General features: G+C 59.7%; 14 protein-coding genes. 4 read left to right on the forward strand and 10 right to left on the reverse strand.

The features are described 5' to 3' along the window. Positions 1–2: 2 nt before the first annotated feature. On the forward strand, positions 3–2420 hold the full coding sequence (gene gyrB, locus CER19_RS04875; protein WP_017528682.1) for a DNA topoisomerase (ATP-hydrolyzing) subunit B: 2418 nt from the start codon (positions 3–5) through the stop codon (positions 2418–2420). A 104-nt stretch (positions 2421–2524) separates the two neighbouring features. Here the strand turns inward: gyrB and CER19_RS04880 are convergent, their stop codons facing one another. Beyond that, positions 2525–3247: a response regulator transcription factor gene (locus tag CER19_RS04880; RefSeq protein WP_116665572.1), complete on the reverse strand. Its 723-nt coding sequence runs from the start codon at positions 3245–3247 to the stop codon at positions 2525–2527. 408 nt (positions 3248–3655) lie between these two features. Here CER19_RS04880 and CER19_RS04885 point away from each other — a divergent pair, with 408 nt between their 5' ends. Next, on the forward strand, positions 3656–5935 hold the full coding sequence (locus tag CER19_RS04885; RefSeq protein WP_116665573.1) for a CHASE2 domain-containing protein: 2280 nt from the start codon (positions 3656–3658) through the stop codon (positions 5933–5935). A gap of 181 nt (positions 5936–6116) precedes the next feature. Here the strand turns inward: CER19_RS04885 and CER19_RS04890 are convergent, their stop codons facing one another. The 4 genes from CER19_RS04890 to glyQ all read right to left on the reverse strand — a co-directional run bounded on the left by CER19_RS04890 (position 6117) and on the right by glyQ (position 10513). After that, positions 6117–6887, reverse strand: coding sequence for a 1-acyl-sn-glycerol-3-phosphate acyltransferase (locus CER19_RS04890; protein ID WP_003187258.1), 771 nt, complete (start codon positions 6885–6887; stop codon positions 6117–6119). An 82-nt stretch (positions 6888–6969) separates the two neighbouring features. Further along, complete coding sequence (gene gmhB / locus CER19_RS04895) at positions 6970–7506, reverse strand: D-glycero-beta-D-manno-heptose 1,7-bisphosphate 7-phosphatase (RefSeq protein ID WP_165861595.1); 537 nt, start codon at positions 7504–7506, stop codon at positions 6970–6972. Positions 7507–7508: 2 nt separating this feature from the next. Beyond that, positions 7509–9563 (reverse strand): glycine--tRNA ligase subunit beta, encoded by a 2055-nt coding sequence (gene glyS, locus CER19_RS04900; RefSeq protein ID WP_116665574.1) that lies wholly within the window; start codon positions 9561–9563, stop codon positions 7509–7511. After that, positions 9560–10513: a glycine--tRNA ligase subunit alpha gene (gene glyQ, locus CER19_RS04905; protein WP_003187265.1), complete on the reverse strand. Its 954-nt coding sequence runs from the start codon at positions 10511–10513 to the stop codon at positions 9560–9562. The genes glyS and glyQ overlap by 4 nt, the downstream gene beginning before the upstream one ends. A gap of 81 nt (positions 10514–10594) precedes the next feature. Here glyQ and CER19_RS04910 point away from each other — a divergent pair, with 81 nt between their 5' ends. Then, complete coding sequence (locus CER19_RS04910) at positions 10595–11152, forward strand: DNA-3-methyladenine glycosylase I (protein WP_003187266.1); 558 nt, start codon at positions 10595–10597, stop codon at positions 11150–11152. A 40-nt stretch (positions 11153–11192) separates the two neighbouring features. After that, positions 11193–12080: a lysophospholipid acyltransferase gene (locus CER19_RS04915; RefSeq protein ID WP_014716285.1), complete on the forward strand. Its 888-nt coding sequence runs from the start codon at positions 11193–11195 to the stop codon at positions 12078–12080. Between the two features lie 131 nt (positions 12081–12211). On the opposite strand, the gene CER19_RS04920 is transcribed toward CER19_RS04915, so the two are convergent. The 5 genes from CER19_RS04920 to def form a co-directional block, all read right to left on the reverse strand. Next, positions 12212–12523: a M48 family metallopeptidase gene (locus tag CER19_RS04920; protein WP_044270209.1), complete on the reverse strand. Its 312-nt coding sequence runs from the start codon at positions 12521–12523 to the stop codon at positions 12212–12214. 135 nt (positions 12524–12658) lie between these two features. After that, positions 12659–14032, reverse strand: a complete 1374-nt coding sequence (gene trkA / locus CER19_RS04925) for a Trk system potassium transporter TrkA (RefSeq protein ID WP_014716287.1) — start codon at positions 14030–14032, stop codon at positions 12659–12661. Positions 14033–14054: 22 nt separating this feature from the next. Further along, positions 14055–15365, reverse strand: a complete 1311-nt coding sequence (gene rsmB, locus CER19_RS04930; RefSeq protein ID WP_116665575.1) for a 16S rRNA (cytosine(967)-C(5))-methyltransferase RsmB — start codon at positions 15363–15365, stop codon at positions 14055–14057. Then, positions 15362–16315, reverse strand: coding sequence for a methionyl-tRNA formyltransferase (gene fmt, locus CER19_RS04935; RefSeq protein ID WP_116665576.1), 954 nt, complete (start codon positions 16313–16315; stop codon positions 15362–15364). Before fmt ends, rsmB begins: the two co-directional genes overlap by 4 nt. A gap of 69 nt (positions 16316–16384) precedes the next feature. Beyond that, positions 16385–16891, reverse strand: coding sequence for a peptide deformylase (gene def / locus CER19_RS04940; RefSeq protein ID WP_020301426.1), 507 nt, complete (start codon positions 16889–16891; stop codon positions 16385–16387). Between the last annotated feature and the right edge of the window lie 132 nt (positions 16892–17023).

Here is a 17023-nt window from a genome sequence, read left to right on the forward strand (position 1 = left end):
GCATGAGCGAAGAAAACACGTACGACTCGACCAGCATTAAAGTGCTGAAAGGTTTGGATGCCGTACGCAAACGTCCCGGTATGTACATTGGCGACACCGATGATGGTAGCGGTCTGCACCACATGGTGTTTGAGGTGGTCGATAACTCCATCGACGAAGCTCTGGCCGGTCACTGCGACGACATCAGCATTATCATCCACCCGGATGAGTCCATTACCGTGCGTGACAACGGTCGTGGCATCCCGGTAGACGTACACAAAGAAGAAGGCGTTTCGGCGGCAGAGGTCATCATGACCGTGCTCCACGCCGGCGGTAAATTCGACGACAACTCCTATAAAGTATCCGGCGGTTTGCACGGTGTAGGTGTGTCGGTAGTGAACGCTCTGTCCGAAGAGTTGATTCTCACCGTTCGCCGTAGCGGCAAGATCTGGGAACAGACTTACGTCCACGGTGTGCCACAGGAACCGATGAAAATCGTTGGTGACAGTGAAACCACCGGTACCCAGATCCACTTCAAGCCATCGGCTGAGACCTTCAAGAATATCCACTTCAGCTGGGACATCCTGGCCAAGCGGATTCGCGAACTGTCTTTCCTTAACTCCGGTGTTGGCATCGTCCTCAAGGATGAGCGCAGCGGCAAGGAAGAGTTGTTCAAGTACGAAGGCGGCCTGCGTGCTTTTGTTGAATACCTGAACACCAACAAGACTGCGGTCAACCAGGTGTTCCACTTCAACATCCAGCGTGAAGACGGCATCGGCGTGGAAATCGCCCTGCAGTGGAACGACAGCTTCAACGAGAACCTGTTGTGCTTCACCAACAACATTCCCCAGCGCGATGGCGGTACTCACTTGGTGGGTTTCCGTTCTGCGTTGACGCGTAACCTGAACACCTACATCGAAGCGGAAGGATTGGCGAAGAAGCACAAAGTCGCCACCACCGGTGACGATGCTCGTGAAGGCCTGACGGCGATCATCTCGGTCAAGGTTCCGGATCCGAAGTTCAGCTCCCAGACCAAAGACAAGCTGGTGTCTTCCGAAGTGAAGACCGCGGTTGAACAGGAAATGGGTAAGTACTTCTCCGACTTCCTGTTGGAAAACCCGAACGAAGCCAAGCTGGTTGTCGGCAAGATGATCGATGCTGCACGTGCCCGTGAAGCCGCACGTAAGGCCCGTGAGATGACCCGTCGTAAAGGCGCGCTGGATATTGCCGGTTTGCCCGGCAAACTGGCTGACTGCCAGGAGAAGGACCCTGCCCTCTCCGAACTGTACCTGGTGGAAGGTGACTCTGCTGGCGGTTCCGCCAAGCAGGGCCGTAACCGTCGCACCCAGGCCATCCTGCCGTTGAAGGGCAAGATCCTCAACGTTGAGAAGGCCCGCTTTGACAAGATGATTTCCTCCCAGGAAGTCGGCACCTTGATCACGGCATTGGGCTGCGGTATTGGCCGCGATGAGTACAACATCGACAAGCTGCGTTACCACAACATCATCATCATGACCGATGCTGACGTCGACGGTTCGCACATCCGTACCCTGTTGCTGACCTTCTTCTTCCGTCAGTTGCCGGAGCTGATCGAGCGTGGCTATATCTACATCGCCCAGCCGCCGTTGTACAAAGTGAAAAAGGGCAAGCAAGAGCAATACATCAAAGACGACGACGCCATGGAAGAGTACATGACGCAGTCGGCCCTGGAAGATGCCAGCCTGCACTTGAATGACGAAGCGCCGGGTATCTCGGGTGAGTCGCTGGAGCGCCTGGTCAACGACTTCCGTATGGTCATGAAGACGCTCAAGCGCTTGTCGCGCCTGTACCCTCAGGAGCTGACCGAGCACTTCATCTACCTGCCGGCCGTGAGCCTGGAGCAGTTGGGCGATCACGCCGCCATGCAGGATTGGCTGGCCCAATACGAAGTGCGCCTGCGTACTGTGGAGAAGTCTGGCCTGGTGTACAAAGCCAGCCTGCGTGAAGACCGCGAACGTAACGTATGGCTGCCAGAGGTCGAACTGATCTCCCACGGCCTGTCCAATTACGTCACCTTTAACCGCGACTTCTTCGGCAGCAACGACTACAAGACCGTAGTCACCCTCGGCGCGCAACTGAGCACCCTGCTGGACGACGGTGCTTACATTCAGCGTGGCGAACGCAAGAAGCAGGTCAAGGAGTTCAAGGAAGCCTTGGACTGGTTGATGGCGGAAAGCACCAAGCGTCATACCATCCAGCGCTATAAAGGTCTGGGCGAGATGAACCCGGATCAGCTGTGGGAAACCACCATGGACCCTGCTCAGCGTCGCATGCTGCGCGTGACCATCGAAGACGCCATTGGCGCAGACCAGATCTTCAACACCCTAATGGGTGATGCGGTCGAGCCTCGTCGTGACTTCATCGAGAGCAATGCCTTGGCGGTGTCTAACCTGGACTTCTGATCAGGTACATCTGCTAAAAACAAAAGGCCAACGCTTAGCGTTGGCCTTTTTTGTTGGTCTGCAGTCCCCCATTTTTAAATGCTCCACGTGGAACATCGGCATATCTAACTTTCCACAGCGGGTGTCACACTTTCCAATCGATATCCGTAACCGTAGATCGTCAGCAGCTGCCAACCGCGATCCGCGGTCAGCCCTAGCTTGTTACGCAGGCGGTAGATATGCGTGTCCAGCGGCCGCGACGAGACCATTTCTTCGTGGCTCCAGAACCGCTCATACAGGTACTCGCGAGACAACGGCCGGGCCAGGTTGGCAAATAGACAACTTGCCAAGCGGTATTCCCGTTCTGTGAGGTTGATGGGTTTACCTGCGCGGGTGACGGTCAGTTCTGCATCGTCGAATGTCAGATCGTTAAAGCTCTGCACTTCCTGCGTATTCGACTTCTGCAAACCGTGGCGCCGCAGGACGGCGCTGACTCGAGCCTTGAGTTCGTTGGGCCGAAACGGCTTGCTGACATAGTCGTCCGCCCCGCTGTTCAACGCCGTCACGATGTCGCTCTCGGCATCGCGACTGGTGAGCATGATAACGGCGGGAGGCGACTCCATGTGCTCGCGGGTCCAGCGCAGTAACGCTATCCCGGAAATATCCGGCAGTTGCCAGTCGAGGATCAGCAGGTCAAAGGTTTCCCGACGTAGCTGGCGCAGCAGGTCTTCGCCACGTTCAAAAAAATGCAGCGACCAGGGCTGTTCAGCCGGGCCGGGAATCTGTCGCAGTGTCTGTTCCACCCGTCGCAATTCTGCGGGTTCGTCATCCAGTATTGCGACACGCATGGGCGGGGTCCTTCCTACAAAAATACGAGAGCTTTAATGGGGGCGCATGCTGTACAAACGCCGGCCTCTGAATCTGAATAATTATGGACGGATTCTACAGTGCTTGGATCTCTCGATACGCTGAAAGCGCCGTAAACTCATTTCACTACGATCTTCGAAGAAGATACCGGCTCTTGTCGTTGCGCAAAAGGCTCGGTGCCGATCGCCTCGCCGGTGCCAGGCCTGCTCCAATGTGCGGTATCGTTCATTGCGCGGTCGTGGCAAGTCCTCCAATGAGACCGAAATAAGCTTCACTGGTTTCAGAACACCGCATGCACTTCATCGCAACCCCATGGAGAGGGATCCTGGGCTTATGACATCTTTATTTAACGACCATCAATGCCTTGGCCCCCTCGTGGCGGTAGCCCTGTGAAGCTCTGGCGCAAAGCCGAGAAACGCCAACCTACCCAGGCCCAGCTTTTGTTCCATGGGTTGGTTCGTGAATGGCTGCTGATCGGTTTGGTACTCCTGCCCTTTACGGCCTACTTATCCTTGAGCGCTGGCTTAGCGCTCAACAATCCGCTCTATGATAGCCTGCGCCGCCTCACGCCCTTACCGGTAGATCCACGCATTGTTCTGGTGACCATTGACGCGCCCAGCCTGGAAGCACTCGGCCCGTGGCCTTGGCCGCGCAGCGTACATGCCGAGCTGATTGAACGCCTGAACGCCGCACAGCCGGCGGGCATTTTGTTTGATGTGATCTTCAGTGAGACCGGCAACAGTAATGACGACCAACGACTGGCCGATGCCGTATGCAAAGCCGGCAATGTATTGCTGCCCATTGCCGGAGACAGTAGCGTCAGCCCCAAGGCCCCTGTAGCGCCGTTATCGCCCCTGCTCAAGTGCGCCAAGGGCGTCGGGCACATTAACGTTGAAGCGGATAACGACGGTGTGGTGCGCAGCGTGTATCTACGTGAAGGCCCTCCGGGCAGCACACTCCCTCAGTTGGCGTGGCTGGCATTCGCCATGAGCGAGCACGCCGAGACGATGCCGGGCCTGCCACAGGAGCCTACTGGAGGGCACTGGCACCAGGAACATGAGATTCGTGTGCCGTTCACTTCGCAACCAGGCCATTTTCCCAGTGTGTCCTACGTCAGCTTATTGCGCGGCGAGGTACTTCCCGAGTCGCTGCGGGGTCGCCTGGTTCTGATCGGCGCCTCAGCCTATGGCATGGCCGATCGTTTTGTGACGCCGCTCTCTTCCACCGTGGGTACCACCGCAGGGGTGGAGATCCAGGCGGATGTACTGAATGGTTTGTTGCAGGGCCGCAGCATTGTCGATCTGCCCGGCTGGCTGGCGGCGTTGCTGGCAACGTCCCTGGTGGCCCTGCTGTTGGGCCTTCTGCTTGTGCGCCCACGCTACGCCCTGTGGATGACCTTGGCAGGCATGGCCGGGGCTTTGCTGGGCTCATGGGCCTTATTGCGCCTGGGCCACTGGTGGAGCCCCGCAGCGTGCCTGATCGGTTTGTTGCTGAGTTACCTGATCTGGAATTGGCGACGCCTGAGCGTAATCCTCGCCTACTTTGGCTGGGAACTGGCACGCCTGGACAACGAACCCAAGGTGCTTCCGGAACGTCGTCGCGCGCCCGCCAGTAAGGGCGATGTGCTGCAAGGGCGGATCTTTGCTCTTGAACAAGCCGTCAGTCGTACACGCGATACGCGGCGCTTTATGGCTGACGGACTGGAGTGCCTGCCGGTAGCAACGCTGATCACCGATCCCCAGGGCAGCATCCTGTTGGCCAACCGCGTGGCCCGTGAAGTATTCGGCAATGACCTGGTCGGCGAAAACCTCATCGAACAGCTCGCCGACCTGGGTTATCCCCCGCTGCACAATGGTGTACGCCCTGCCCTGTCGGCGCTGGAACTGGTCGAGTTTCGCGATATCCACCAACGCAGTTTGCGCATGGAACTGGCACCTTTGCTGCCTGCCGAAGGGGATTTCGCCCTCGGCTGGTTGTTGAGCCTGACGGACCTGAGCAAGGAGCGTGAAGCCCAGCAGCACCGCGAGACGATGCTGCGTTTCCTTTCCCACGACCTGCGTGCACCGCATTCAGCGATCCTCGCCCTGCTGGACGTGCACAACGGGGAGTCCCCGGTGTTTACCCAGATCGAACAGCAGGTACGGCGAGCCTTGAGCCTGACCGAATCCTTTGTGCAATTGGCCAAGGCTGAAGCGGACGGTTACCAGTTCCAGCCCACCCTGTTTGCCATGCTGGTGATGGACGCCTTTGATCAAGTGGCGGTGATTGCGCAGTTGAAGGGCATCCATTTGGTCCACGACCTGGATGAGGCGGATGAGGCCATGGTCTATGCCGACCAATCGCTGCTCACCCGGGCGTTGTTCAATGTGCTGGAGAACGCGATCAAATACTCCCCGTCCGGCACAACCGTCAGGTTGAGGCATGGCAGTGCGCAAGGTTGGTTGGAATGCAGGATAAGCGACCAGGGACCGGGGATTGCGTCTGAGGATCTACCGGAGTTGTTCAACCAATACCGACGTTTCGATTCGGCCCAGGGCAGCGAAGGTCTTGGGTTGGGCCTGACCATGGTCAAGGCGGTAGTAGAACGGCACGGTGGGCGCATCGTGTGTGAAAGTGAGCTGGGCAAGGGCTCGACGTTTATCCTGCTGCTACCGCTATTGGAGGACTGAAAAAGCGGCTTTTCTGCTGTGCATAAAAAACCGGTCACAAGGACCGGTTTTTTTATGAAGAAAAAACTTATGCACGTTTTTCTGAATTTTATGAGCTTCAGAAATATGTAAGTAAATCAGATTGTTATGAGGCAAAAAAGCCAATTCGCCAACAAAGCGTACACAGGTTATCCACAGATTCTCAAACTGCCGGTGTCTCCACCACCACCGGTTCCGGAGGCAGGGAACCCATGGCCCGTTGCTGCGCCTCATTCCACGCCGCAGCGCGGTCGTTCAGGGCGGCGATGGCACGTGGACCTTCGCCTTCTGCGTACATCGGTTCGCCGATCACTACGGTGATAGTGCCTGGGCGTTTAGCCCAGCCAGTCTTGGGCCAGAACTTGCCGGCGTTATGCGCAATCGGCAGCACAGGCAGGTTGGCGTTGACCGCCAGGGCGGTGCCACCGCGTGAGAACTTGCCCACGGTGCCGTAGGGGACCCGCGTGCCCTCAGGGAAGATCAGCACCCAGACGCCGTCCTTGAGCAACTCATCGCCCTTCTTGGCGACATGCTTGAGCGCAGCCTTGGGGTTGTCCCGGTCGATGGCGATCGGACGCAACATGGCCATGGCCCAGCCGAAGAATGGCACGTACAGCAGCTCGCGCTTGAGCACCTGGCTCAACGGCGAGAAGTACGCCGAGAGGAAGAACGTCTCCCAGGTGCTCTGATGGTTCGAGAGAATCACGCACGGCTGATCAGGGACGTTTTCAGCGCCCTTGACCTCGAAACGAATATTCAGGAACACCTTGCTCAGCCACAACGCGCAGCGGCACCAGTAGACGTTGATGAAGCGATAGCGCGCCTTGAAGGGCAGGAACGGTGCAATAAAAAAGCTCAGGGTGCACCAGAGAAACGAACTGGTGCCCAGCAGCAGGTAAAAGAAAAAGGTTCTGATGGCCTGCAAGATCGACATGGCGGCATTTACCGTTGCGGGACACGGCCCGCCTGTTAAAAGCGCACTCCCGAACAGTCCTTGGTCAGGAAGTCGAGGGCGGCTAGTTGTTGATAAGTTCTGCGGCAACGGCCGCCAGATCGTCAAAAATCAAGGTGCCTACCGGCAGGTTTTTAGCCTGGGTCTTTTCGCCTTTCCCGGTTTTAACCAAAACTGGCTGAGAGTCGACGGCTTTGGCCGCCTCCAGGTCACCGAGGCTGTCCCCGACGAACCATATCCCAGCCAAGGGCACCTTGTAATGTTCTGCAATAATTTTCAACATGCCAGGCTTGGGCTTGCGGCAATCGCAGCCTTCGTCCGGCCCGTGGGGGCAGTAGACCACCAGCCCCACCTCGCCGCCCTGCTCGGCCACTAACGTGCGCAAACGCGCATGCATGGCCTCCAGGGTCGCGATGTCGTAGTAACCGCGGGCGATGCCGGACTGGTTGGTGGCGATGGCCACCGTCCAGCCGGCTTTGCTCAACTGCGCGATGGCCTCGATCGAACCGGGCAGCGGGATCCACTCCTCCACCGACTTGATGTAAGCGTCGGAGTCGTGGTTGATCACCCCGTCCCGATCGAGAATCAGCAGTTTCAACATGGTCAGCCCAGTACGGAGATGTCGGCGATATTGATGAACAAACCACGCAGGCGCGCGAGCATGGCGTAGCGGTTTTTGCGTACGCCGGCATCGTCGGCATTGATCATCACCGCTTCGAAGAACGCATCCACCGGCTCACGCAACGACGCCAGGCGCGCTAGCGCTTGCGCGTAGTCACGCTCGGCGATCAGCGGCTTCACGGCGTTCTCGGCCTTGGCGATGGCTGAGTTCAGCGAGAACTCCTTGGCATCGGCGAACAGACCTGGGTCGACTTCAGCAGTGCCGAGGTTGTCGGCCTTGCTCAGCAGGTTCGACACGCGCTTGTTCACGGCGGCCAGGGCATCGGCTTCCGGCAGCTTGCGGAACGCTTGCACGGCTTGTACACGCTGGTCGAAGTCCAGTGCCGAGCCCGGTTGCAGGGCACGTACCGACAGGTAGACGGAAACGTCCACGCCTTCGTCTTCATAACGCGCACGCAGGCGGTCGAACACGAACTCCAGCACTTGCTCGGCCAGGCCGGCTTGCTTGACCTTGGTGCCGAACTGGCCGACGGCAAATACCACGGCCTGGGTCAGGTCGAGGTCCAGCTTTTTGTCGATCAGGATACGCAGCACGCCCAAGGCCGCACGGCGCAGGGCATACGGGTCTTTGCTGCCGGTGGGCAGCATGCCGATACCGAAGATACCAACGAGGGTGTCCAGCTTGTCGGCAATGGCCACGGCTGCACCGGTCAGGGTGCTCGGCAGTTCTGCACCGGCACCGCGCGGCATGTACTGCTCGTTCAGGGCCAGGGCGACATCATCCGGCTCGCCGTCGTTGAGGGCGTAGTAGTAACCGGCCACGCCTTGCATCTCTGGGAACTCGCCGACCATCTCGGTGGCCAGGTCGCACTTGGACAGCAAGCCGGCACGCGCAGCCCACGCGGCATCGCCGCCAATACGTGGGGCAATGTAGGCCGCCAGCTTGGAAACCCGCACGGCCTTGTCGTAGACGCTGCCGAGTTTTTCCTGGAACACCACGTTTTGCAGGCGCAGGTTGAAGTCTTCCAGCTTCTGCTTCTTGTCTTGCTTGAAGAAGAACTCGGCGTCGGTCAGGCGCGGGCGCACGACTTTTTCGTTACCGGCGATGATCTGCTGTGGGTCTTTGCTTTCGATGTTGGCCACGGTGATAAAACGCGGCAACAACTTACCGTCCGCATCCAGCAGGCAGAAGTACTTCTGGTTGTCCTGCATGGTGGTGATCAAGGCTTCTTGCGGCACATCGAGGAAACGCTCTTCGAACGAGCACACCAGCGGCACCGGCCACTCCACCAGGGCGGTCACTTCGTCCAGCAGGCTTGGCGGCACGATGGCGGTGCCTTCCTGCAGGCGGGCCAATTCTTCGGTGCGCTTGCTGATCAGCTCGCGACGCTCATTGGCGTCGGCCAGCACGTAAGCAGCGCGCAGGTCGTTGAGATAGTTGGCCGGCGAAGTGATGCGCACGCTTTCTGGATGATGGAAGCGGTGACCACGGGAATCACGACCGGCCTTCTGGGCGAGGATGGTGCAATCGATGACCTGGTCACCGAGCAGCATCACCAGCCATTGGGTCGGACGCACGAACTCTTCCTTGCGTGCACCCCAGCGCATGCGCTTGGGGATAGGCAGGTCGTTCAGGGAATCTTCAACGATGGTTGGCAACAGGCTGGCGGTCGGCTTGCCGGTGATGACCTGGCTGAAGCGCAGTTTCGGGCCGCTCTGGTCGATCTCGCTCAACTCCACGCCACACTTCTTGGCAAAGCCAAGGGCGGCCTGGGTCGGGTTGCCTTCAGCGTCGAAAGCCGCCTGGCGCGGTGGGCCGTCCAGGTTGATGCTGCGATCCGGCTGCTGGGTTTCCAACGCGGTCAACAGTACTGCCAGGCGGCGCGGCGCGGCGTAGACCTTTTTGGCTTCAAACTTCAGGCCGGCAGTTTGCAGGCCTTTTTCGATACCGGCCAGGAATGCATCGGCTAGGGTATTGAGGGCCTTGGGCGGCAGCTCTTCGGTGCCCAGTTCAACCAGGAAATCTTGAGCACTCATTGTGCAGCCTCCAGCTTAGCCAACACTTCATCACGCAAATCCGGGGTTGCCATCGGGAAGCCCAGCTTGGCGCGAGCCAGCAAATAGGCTTGGGCGACGGAACGCGCCAGGGTGCGCACACGCAGGATGTATTGCTGGCGCGCGGTGACCGAGATGGCACGGCGGGCATCCAGCAGGTTGAAGGTATGGGAGGCCTTCAACACCATTTCATAGCTTGGCAACGGCAGCGGCTGGTCAAGTTCGATCAGGCGCTTGGCTTCGCTTTCATAGAAGTCGAACAGTTCGAACAGCTTGTCGACGTTGGCGTGTTCGAAGTTGTAGGTGGACTGCTCCACCTCGTTCTGGTGGAACACATCGCCGTAGGTCACCTTGCCGAACGGGCCATCAGCCCATACCAGGTCGTAGACCGAGTCCACGCCTTGCAGGTACATGGCCAGGCGTTCCAGGCCATAGGTGATCTCGCCGGTGACCGGGTAGCACTCGATGCCGCCGGCTTGCTGGAAGTAAGTGAACTGCGTCACTTCCATGCCATTGAGCCAGACTTCCCAGCCCAGGCCCCAGGCGCCCAGGGTTGGCGACTCCCAGTTGTCTTCGACGAAACGGATATCGTGCACCAGTGGGTCCAGGCCGACATGTTTCAGCGAGCCCAGGTACAGTTCCTGGAAGTTGTCCGGGTTGGGCTTCAATACCACCTGGAACTGGTAGTAGTGCTGCAGACGGTTCGGGTTTTCGCCGTAGCGGCCGTCAGTCGGGCGGCGGCTGGGCTGCACATAAGCGGCGTTCCAGGTTTCCGGGCCGATGGCCCGCAGGAATGTAGCGGTGTGGAAAGTGCCGGCGCCTACTTCCATATCGTAGGGCTGAAGTACCACACAACCTTGCTCGGCCCAGTATTGCTGGAGGGCGAGGATCAAGTCTTGGAAGGTACGCACGGCTGGCGTAGGCTGGCTCACGAAATTCACCTGTTACTTGGGCTGCGATTTAAAGAGCGGGAGTATACCCGATTCGGCCCCGCCACCACTCCCTGGAGCCTTATGCCACGCTGCTTTTGGTGTTCTGAAGATCCGCTGTACATGGCTTATCACGATCAAGAGTGGGGAACGCCGCTGCGCGATGCGCAGGGTTTGTTCGAGTTGCTTTTGCTCGAAGGGTTCCAGGCAGGCCTGTCCTGGATCACCGTTTTACGCAAACGCGAGCATTATCGAAAGGTGTTGTTCGGCTTTGACGCGCAACGTCTGGCGCAGTTGAGCGATGAAGAAATCGAGGTGCTGATGCAGGACCCGGGCATCGTGCGCAATCGCTTGAAGCTCAACGCTACCCGGCGCAACGCCGCGGCCTGGCTGGCGCTGGAAGATCCGGTGGGGTTGCTGTGGTCGTTTGTCGGCGGCAAACCCAAGGTCAATCACTTCAAGGATCGCAGCGACGTCCCGGCGATTACGCCCGAAGCCGAAGCCATGAGCAAAGCCTTGAAAAAGGCCGGCTTCACCTTCGTCGGGCCGACCATTTGCTACGCCTTCATGCAGGCCTCGGGCATGGTCATGGATCACACTCAGGACTGCGACCGTTACGCGGACTTGGTCAACGCCGGTTAGAATGCCGGCTTTGCGCACCACACACGATCAGGAGTGACCTGTGGAAAAGTTTAAAGGCGCCTTGCTGGTAGGCGCTCTTCGGTTGTTTGCCCTGCTGCCCTGGCGCGCTGTACAAGCCGTCGGCACAGGGATCGGCTGGATCATGTGGAAAACCCCCAACCGTTCCCGCGATACGGTGCGGATCAACCTCTCCAAATGCTTCCCGGACATGGACCCGGCAGAGCGCGAGCGCCTGGTGGGCCGCAGCCTGATGGACATCGGCAAGTCCCTCACCGAAAGCGCCTGTGCGTGGATCTGGCCGGCGCAGCGCTCTATCGATCTGGTCCGCGAAGTCGAGGGCCTGGAAGTGCTGCACGAGGCCCTGGCTTCTGGCAAAGGCGTGGTGGGCATCACCAGCCACCTGGGCAACTGGGAAGTGTTGAATCACTTCTACTGCAGCCAGTGCAAACCGATCATTTTCTATCGCCCGCCCAAGCTCAAGGCCGTGGACGAATTACTGCGCAAGCAGCGCGTGCAGCTGGGCAACCGCGTGGCGGCTTCCACCAAGGAAGGCATTCTCAGCGTGATCAAGGAAGTGCGCAAAGGTGGCCAGGTGGGCATTCCTGCCGACCCGGAGCCGGCTGAGTCCGCCGGGATCTTCGTACCGTTTTTTGCGACCCAGGCGCTTACCAGCAAGTTCGTGCCGAACATGCTTGCGGGCCACAAGGCGGTGGGTGTGTTCCTGCATGCCCTGCGGCTGCCGGACGGCTCGGGCTACAAGGTGATCCTGGAAGCGGCGCCGGAGGACATGTACAGCACCGACACCGCGACGTCCTGTGCGGCGATGAGCAAGGTAGTTGAGCGCTATGTAGGTGCTTACCCAAGCCAGTACATGTGGAGCATGAAGCGCTTCAAGAAACGCCCGCCGGGTGAGGCGCGGTGGTACTGACTCACCGCTGACCTCCAGCCCAATGGAGATCAAATGTGGGAGCTGGCTTGCCTGCGATAGCATCACCTCGGAGTGCCTGATATATCGAGGTGTCTGCATCGCAGGCAAGCCAGCTCCCACAGGTGATCACCTCAGGTTTGGCGATCAAGTTTCTTCAGGAACACCGTCATTTCTTTTTCGGCCTGTTTGTCGCCATGGGCCTGGGCGGCTTCGATGCCCTTCTCCCATGCCAGGTGTGCTGCCGCGCGATCTTCCAATCCCAGCCGCGCCTTCCCCAACAACTTCCACGCCGCCGAATACTTCGGATCAAACTCGACGCATCGCTGCAAATGCTCGGCCGCCTTGGCGTTGTCCTTCAGGTCCAGGTAACCCTTGCCCAGACCAAAGCGCAGCAATGAATTATCCACACCCTTGGCGAGCATTTTTTCCAGGGATTCGAGCATGGCTGTGCGTCCTTTAGCTACATAGCGGTTTAGATATCGTCATCGCGGGCAAGCCCGCTCCCACACTTGGAACGCGATCACATGTGGGAGCGGGCTTGCCCGCGATGGCGGCGGCAGGCTCACTCAATTTTTTAATCAGAAAAAACTCAGCCCCACGTGGAACAGCTTCTCCACATCGCGGATATGTTTCTTATCCACAAGGAACAAAATCACATGGTCACCCGTGGCGATCACCGTATCGTCATGGGCAATGATCACTTCTTCATCGCGAATGATCGCGCCAATGGTGGTACCCGGCGGCAGGCCGATATCGCGAATCGCCTTGCCAATCACTTTGCTGGACTTGGAGTCACCGTGGGCAATCGCCTCGATGGCTTCCGCTGCGCCACGGCGCAACGAGTGCACGCTGACAATGTCGCCACGGCGCACGTGGGCGAGCAAGGTGCCGATAGTCGCCAGTTGCGGGCTGATGGCGATGTCGATATCGCCGCCCTGGATCAGGTCGACATAGGCCGGGTTGTTGATGATCGTCATCACCTTCTTCGCCCCCAGCCGTTTGGCCAGCAGCGACGACATGATGTTGGCTTCGTCATCGTTGGTCAGGGCCAGGAAGATGTCGGCGTCGGCGATGTTCTCTTCCATCAGCAGGTCACGGTCCGAGGCGCTGCCTTGCAGTACGACGGTGCTGTCGAGGGTGTCGGACAAATGCCGGCACCGCGTCGGGCTCATCTCGATGATCTTCACCTGGTAGCGGCTTTCGATGGCTTCGGCCAAACGCTCGCCGATCTGCCCACCGCCGGCGATGACGATGCGTTTGTAGCTTTCGTCAAGCCTGCGCATTTCGCTCATGACTGCGCGAATGTTCGCCTTGGCGGCGATGAAAAACACTTCATCGTCAGCCTCGATCACTGTATCGCCCTGGGGCAGGATCGGCCGGTCACGGCGGAAAATCGCGGCGACGCGGGTTTCCACATTCGGCATGTGCTCACGTAGCTGGCGCAATTGCTGGCCAACCAGCGGCCCGCCGTAATAGGCCTTCACTGCCACCAGTTGCGCTTTGCCTTCGGCGAAGTCGATGACCTGCAGCGCACCTGGAATTTCGATCAGGCGCTTGATGTAGTGGGTCACCACCTGCTCCGGGCTGATCAGTACGTCAACCGGGATGGCGTCGTTATCGAACAGGCCGGCGCGGGTCAGGTAGGCCGCTTCGCGCACCCGTGCGATCTTGGTCGGGGTATGGAACAGGGTGTGGGCGACCTGGCAGGCGACCATGTTGGTCTCGTCGCTGTTGGTTACAGCCACCAGCATGTCGGCATCGTCGGCACCGGCCTGGCGCAGCACCGTCGGAAACGACGCGCGGCCTTGCACCGTACGAATGTCCAGGCGGTCGCCGAGGTTGCGCAGGCGCTCGGCATCGGTGTCGACCACGGTGATGTCGTTGGCTTCACCGGCCAAATGTTCGGCCAGCGTGCCACCAACCTGCCCTGCTCCAAGGATGATGATTTTCATCCGGTCACTCCCTTAAAACCATTCAGCCGCGCGCGGCGGCAATCTTGATCAGTTTGGCGTAGTAGAAGCCATCGTGCCCGCCTTCCTGCGCGAGCAGTTGGCGACCGTGGGGCTGCTTGATGCCGGCCGTGGTAGCGAGGTCCAGTTCACGCGCGCCGCTGGTGCGGGCGAGGAAGGCTTGGATGACCTCGGTATTTTCGGTGGGCAAGGTGGAGCAGGTGGCGTAAAGCAGGATGCCGCCGACTTCCAGGGTCGGCCACAGCGCGTCGAGCAGTTCGCCTTGCAGCACCGCCAGGGCGGCGATGTCGTCGGGCTGGCGGGTCAGCTTGATGTCCGGGTGACGGCGGATCACGCCGGTGGCCGAGCAGGGAGCGTCCAGCAGGATGCGCTGGAATGGCTTGCCGTCCCACCAAGTGGCGGTGTCGCGGCCATCCGCGGCGATCAGTTCAGCGCTCAAGCCCAGGCGTGCGAGGTTTTCCCGCACGCGCACCAGGCGCTTGGCTTCAAGGTCCACTGCGACTACACCAGCCAGGCCTTTTTCCACTTCGAGGATGTGACAGGTCTTACCGCCGGGCGCGCAGCAGGCATCGAGTACGCGCTGGCCGGGGGCGAGGTCGAGCAAGTCGGCGGCCAACTGCGCGGCTTCGTCCTGCACACTGATCCAGCCTTCGGCAAAGCCCGGCAGGCTGCGTACATCGGTGGCGGCTTCGAGCACGATGCCGTCCGTGCTGTACACGCAAGGGGTGGCGTTGATGGCCGCGTCGGCCAGTAACTGCAGATACGCGTCACGGCTGTGGTGACGACGGTTGACCCGCAGGATCATTGGCGGATGCGCATTGTTGGCTGCGCAGATGGCTTCCCATTGCTCAGGCCAAAAGGCCTTCAGGGATTTTTGCAGCCAACGCGGGTGGGCGGTGCGCACCACTGGATCATGTTCCAGCTCGGCCAGCAGGGCTTCGCTTTCGCGCTGGGCGCGGCGCAGTACGGCATTGAGCAGGGCCTTGGCCCAGGGCTTTTTCAGCTTGTCGGCGCAACCGACGGTTTCACCGATGGCGGCGTGGGCGGGCACGCGGGTGTAGAGCAACTGGTAGAGACCCACCAGCAACAGCGCCTCGACATCCGCGTCCGCCGCTTTGAACGGTTTTTGCAGCAGCTTGGCCGCCAGTGCAGACAACCTTGGCTGCCAACGGGCGGTGCCAAAGGCCAGGTCCTGGGTAAACCCCCGGTCGCGGTCTTCGACCTTGTCCAACTGCGTCGGCAGCGAACTGTTCAGCGAAGCCTTGCCGTTGAGGACGACGGCGAGAGCCTTGGCGGCGGCCAGACGTGGGTTCATTGAGTGACCACCCCAAGCAGGGTGCCCAGGGCGAATTTCTCACGACGGCTATTGAACAAATCGCTGAAGTTCAGCGCCTTGCCGCCGGGCAATTGCAGGCGCGTCAGGCACAGCGCCTGTTCACCGCAAGCCACCAACAGGCCGTCTTTGCTGGCGCCGATGATCGCGCCGGGAGCGCCTGCGCCATCGGCCAGGGTCGCGGCCAACACTTTCAACGCTTCGCCGTTCAGGGTGCTGTGGCAGATCGGCCATGGGTTAAAGGCACGTACCAGGCGCTCCAGCTCCACGGCCGGGCGGCTCCAGTCAATGCGCGCTTCGTCCTTATTCAGCTTGTGGGCGTAGGTGGCCAGGCTGTCGTCTTGGATTTCACCTTGCAGGGTGCCGGCAGCCAGGCCGGCGATGGCCTGGATCACGACGGGTGGCCCCAGCTCAGCGAGGCGGTCGTGCAGGCTGCCGCCGGTGTCCTGGGCGGTGATCGGTGTAGTGACCTTGAGCAGCATCGGCCCGGTGTCCAGGCCGGCTTCCATGCGCATCACGGTCACGCCGCTCTCGCTGTCGCCTGCTTCAACGGCGCGTTGAATCGGCGCCGCACCGCGCCAGCGTGGCAGCAGTGAAGCATGACTGTTGATGCAACCCAGGCGCGGGATATCCAGCACAGCCTGAGGCAGGATCAAACCGTAAGCCACCACCACCAGCAGGTCCGGCTTCAGCGCGGCCAGTTCGGCCTGGGCCTCGGCGTTACGCAGGGTCGGCGGTTGCAGCACAGGAATGTTGTGCTCCAGCGCCAACTGCTTGACCGGGCTCGGCATCAGTTTTTGCCCGCGACCGGCCGGGCGATCCGGCTGGGTGTACACCGCGACGATGTCATAAGGGCTGGCAAGCAGCGCCTTGAGGTGTTCGGCGGCAAATTCAGGAGTGCCGGCAAAAACAATGCGCAATGGCTCGGTCATGGGAGTTCTCGGTTAAAAGCAGTCACAAAAGAAAAAGGCTTGCCGCAGCAAGCCTTTGGAAGAAGGGCATCAGGCTTGCTGGCGATGCTTTTTTTCCAGCTTCTTCTTGATGCGGTCACGCTTGAGCGTGGATAGGTAATCGACAAACAGCTTGCCGTTGAGGTGGTCGCATTCATGCTGGATACACACCGCCAGCAGGCCTTCGGCAACCAGCTCGAAAGGCTTGCCGTCACGGTCCAGCGCTTTGATCTTCACGCGCAGCGGGCGTTCCACATTCTCGTAGAACTCCGGCACCGACAGGCAGCCTTCCTGGTATTCGCCCATCTCTTCGGTCAGCGGTTCGAACTCAGGGTTGATGTACACCCGAGGTTCGCTGCGGTCTTCCGACAGGTCCATGACCACGACGCGCAGATGCACGTTGACCTGGGTAGCGGCGAGGCCGATGCCCGGGGCTTCATACATTGTTTCAAACATGTCATCGACCAACTGACGAACCTTGTCGTCCACTACGGCCACCGGCTTGGCGATCGTGCGCAGGCGCGAGTCGGGAAATTCGAGGATGTTCAAAATAGCCATAAGCGTAATTGCTGCACATGTAAGGAAGAGACAAATCGGCGGTGGGATGGACCCATACGGCCGGTGTGAAACGCTCGGAAGCCGCGAAGGCCATGGCATTTCACGCGAACGCACATAATAAAGGAGATTCAC

The organism is Pseudomonas sp. GL93, from assembly GCF_003408955.1.
GTDB classification, from domain to species: Bacteria; Pseudomonadota; Gammaproteobacteria; order Pseudomonadales; family Pseudomonadaceae; genus Aquipseudomonas; species Aquipseudomonas paracarnis.

Coding starts and splice junctions, on each gene's coding strand:
- gyrB (WP_017528682.1), top strand. CDS start 3: ATGAGCGAAGAAAACACGTACGACTCGACCAGCATTAAAGTGCTGAAA.
- CER19_RS04880 (WP_116665572.1), bottom strand. CDS start 3,247: ATGCGTGTCGCAATACTGGATGACGAACCCGCAGAATTGCGACGGGTG.
- CER19_RS04890 (WP_003187258.1), bottom strand. CDS start 6,887: ATGTCGATCTTGCAGGCCATCAGAACCTTTTTCTTTTACCTGCTGCTG.
- gmhB (WP_165861595.1), bottom strand. CDS start 7,506: ATGTTGAAACTGCTGATTCTCGATCGGGACGGGGTGATCAACCACGAC.
- glyS (WP_116665574.1), bottom strand. CDS start 9,563: ATGAGTGCTCAAGATTTCCTGGTTGAACTGGGCACCGAAGAGCTGCCG.
- CER19_RS04910 (WP_003187266.1), top strand. CDS start 10,595: ATGCCACGCTGCTTTTGGTGTTCTGAAGATCCGCTGTACATGGCTTAT.
- CER19_RS04920 (WP_044270209.1), bottom strand. CDS start 12,523: ATGCTCGAATCCCTGGAAAAAATGCTCGCCAAGGGTGTGGATAATTCA.
- trkA (WP_014716287.1), bottom strand. CDS start 14,032: ATGAAAATCATCATCCTTGGAGCAGGGCAGGTTGGTGGCACGCTGGCC.
- rsmB (WP_116665575.1), bottom strand. CDS start 15,365: ATGAACCCACGTCTGGCCGCCGCCAAGGCTCTCGCCGTCGTCCTCAAC.
- fmt (WP_116665576.1), bottom strand. CDS start 16,315: ATGACCGAGCCATTGCGCATTGTTTTTGCCGGCACTCCTGAATTTGCC.
- def (WP_020301426.1), bottom strand. CDS start 16,891: ATGGCTATTTTGAACATCCTCGAATTTCCCGACTCGCGCCTGCGCACG.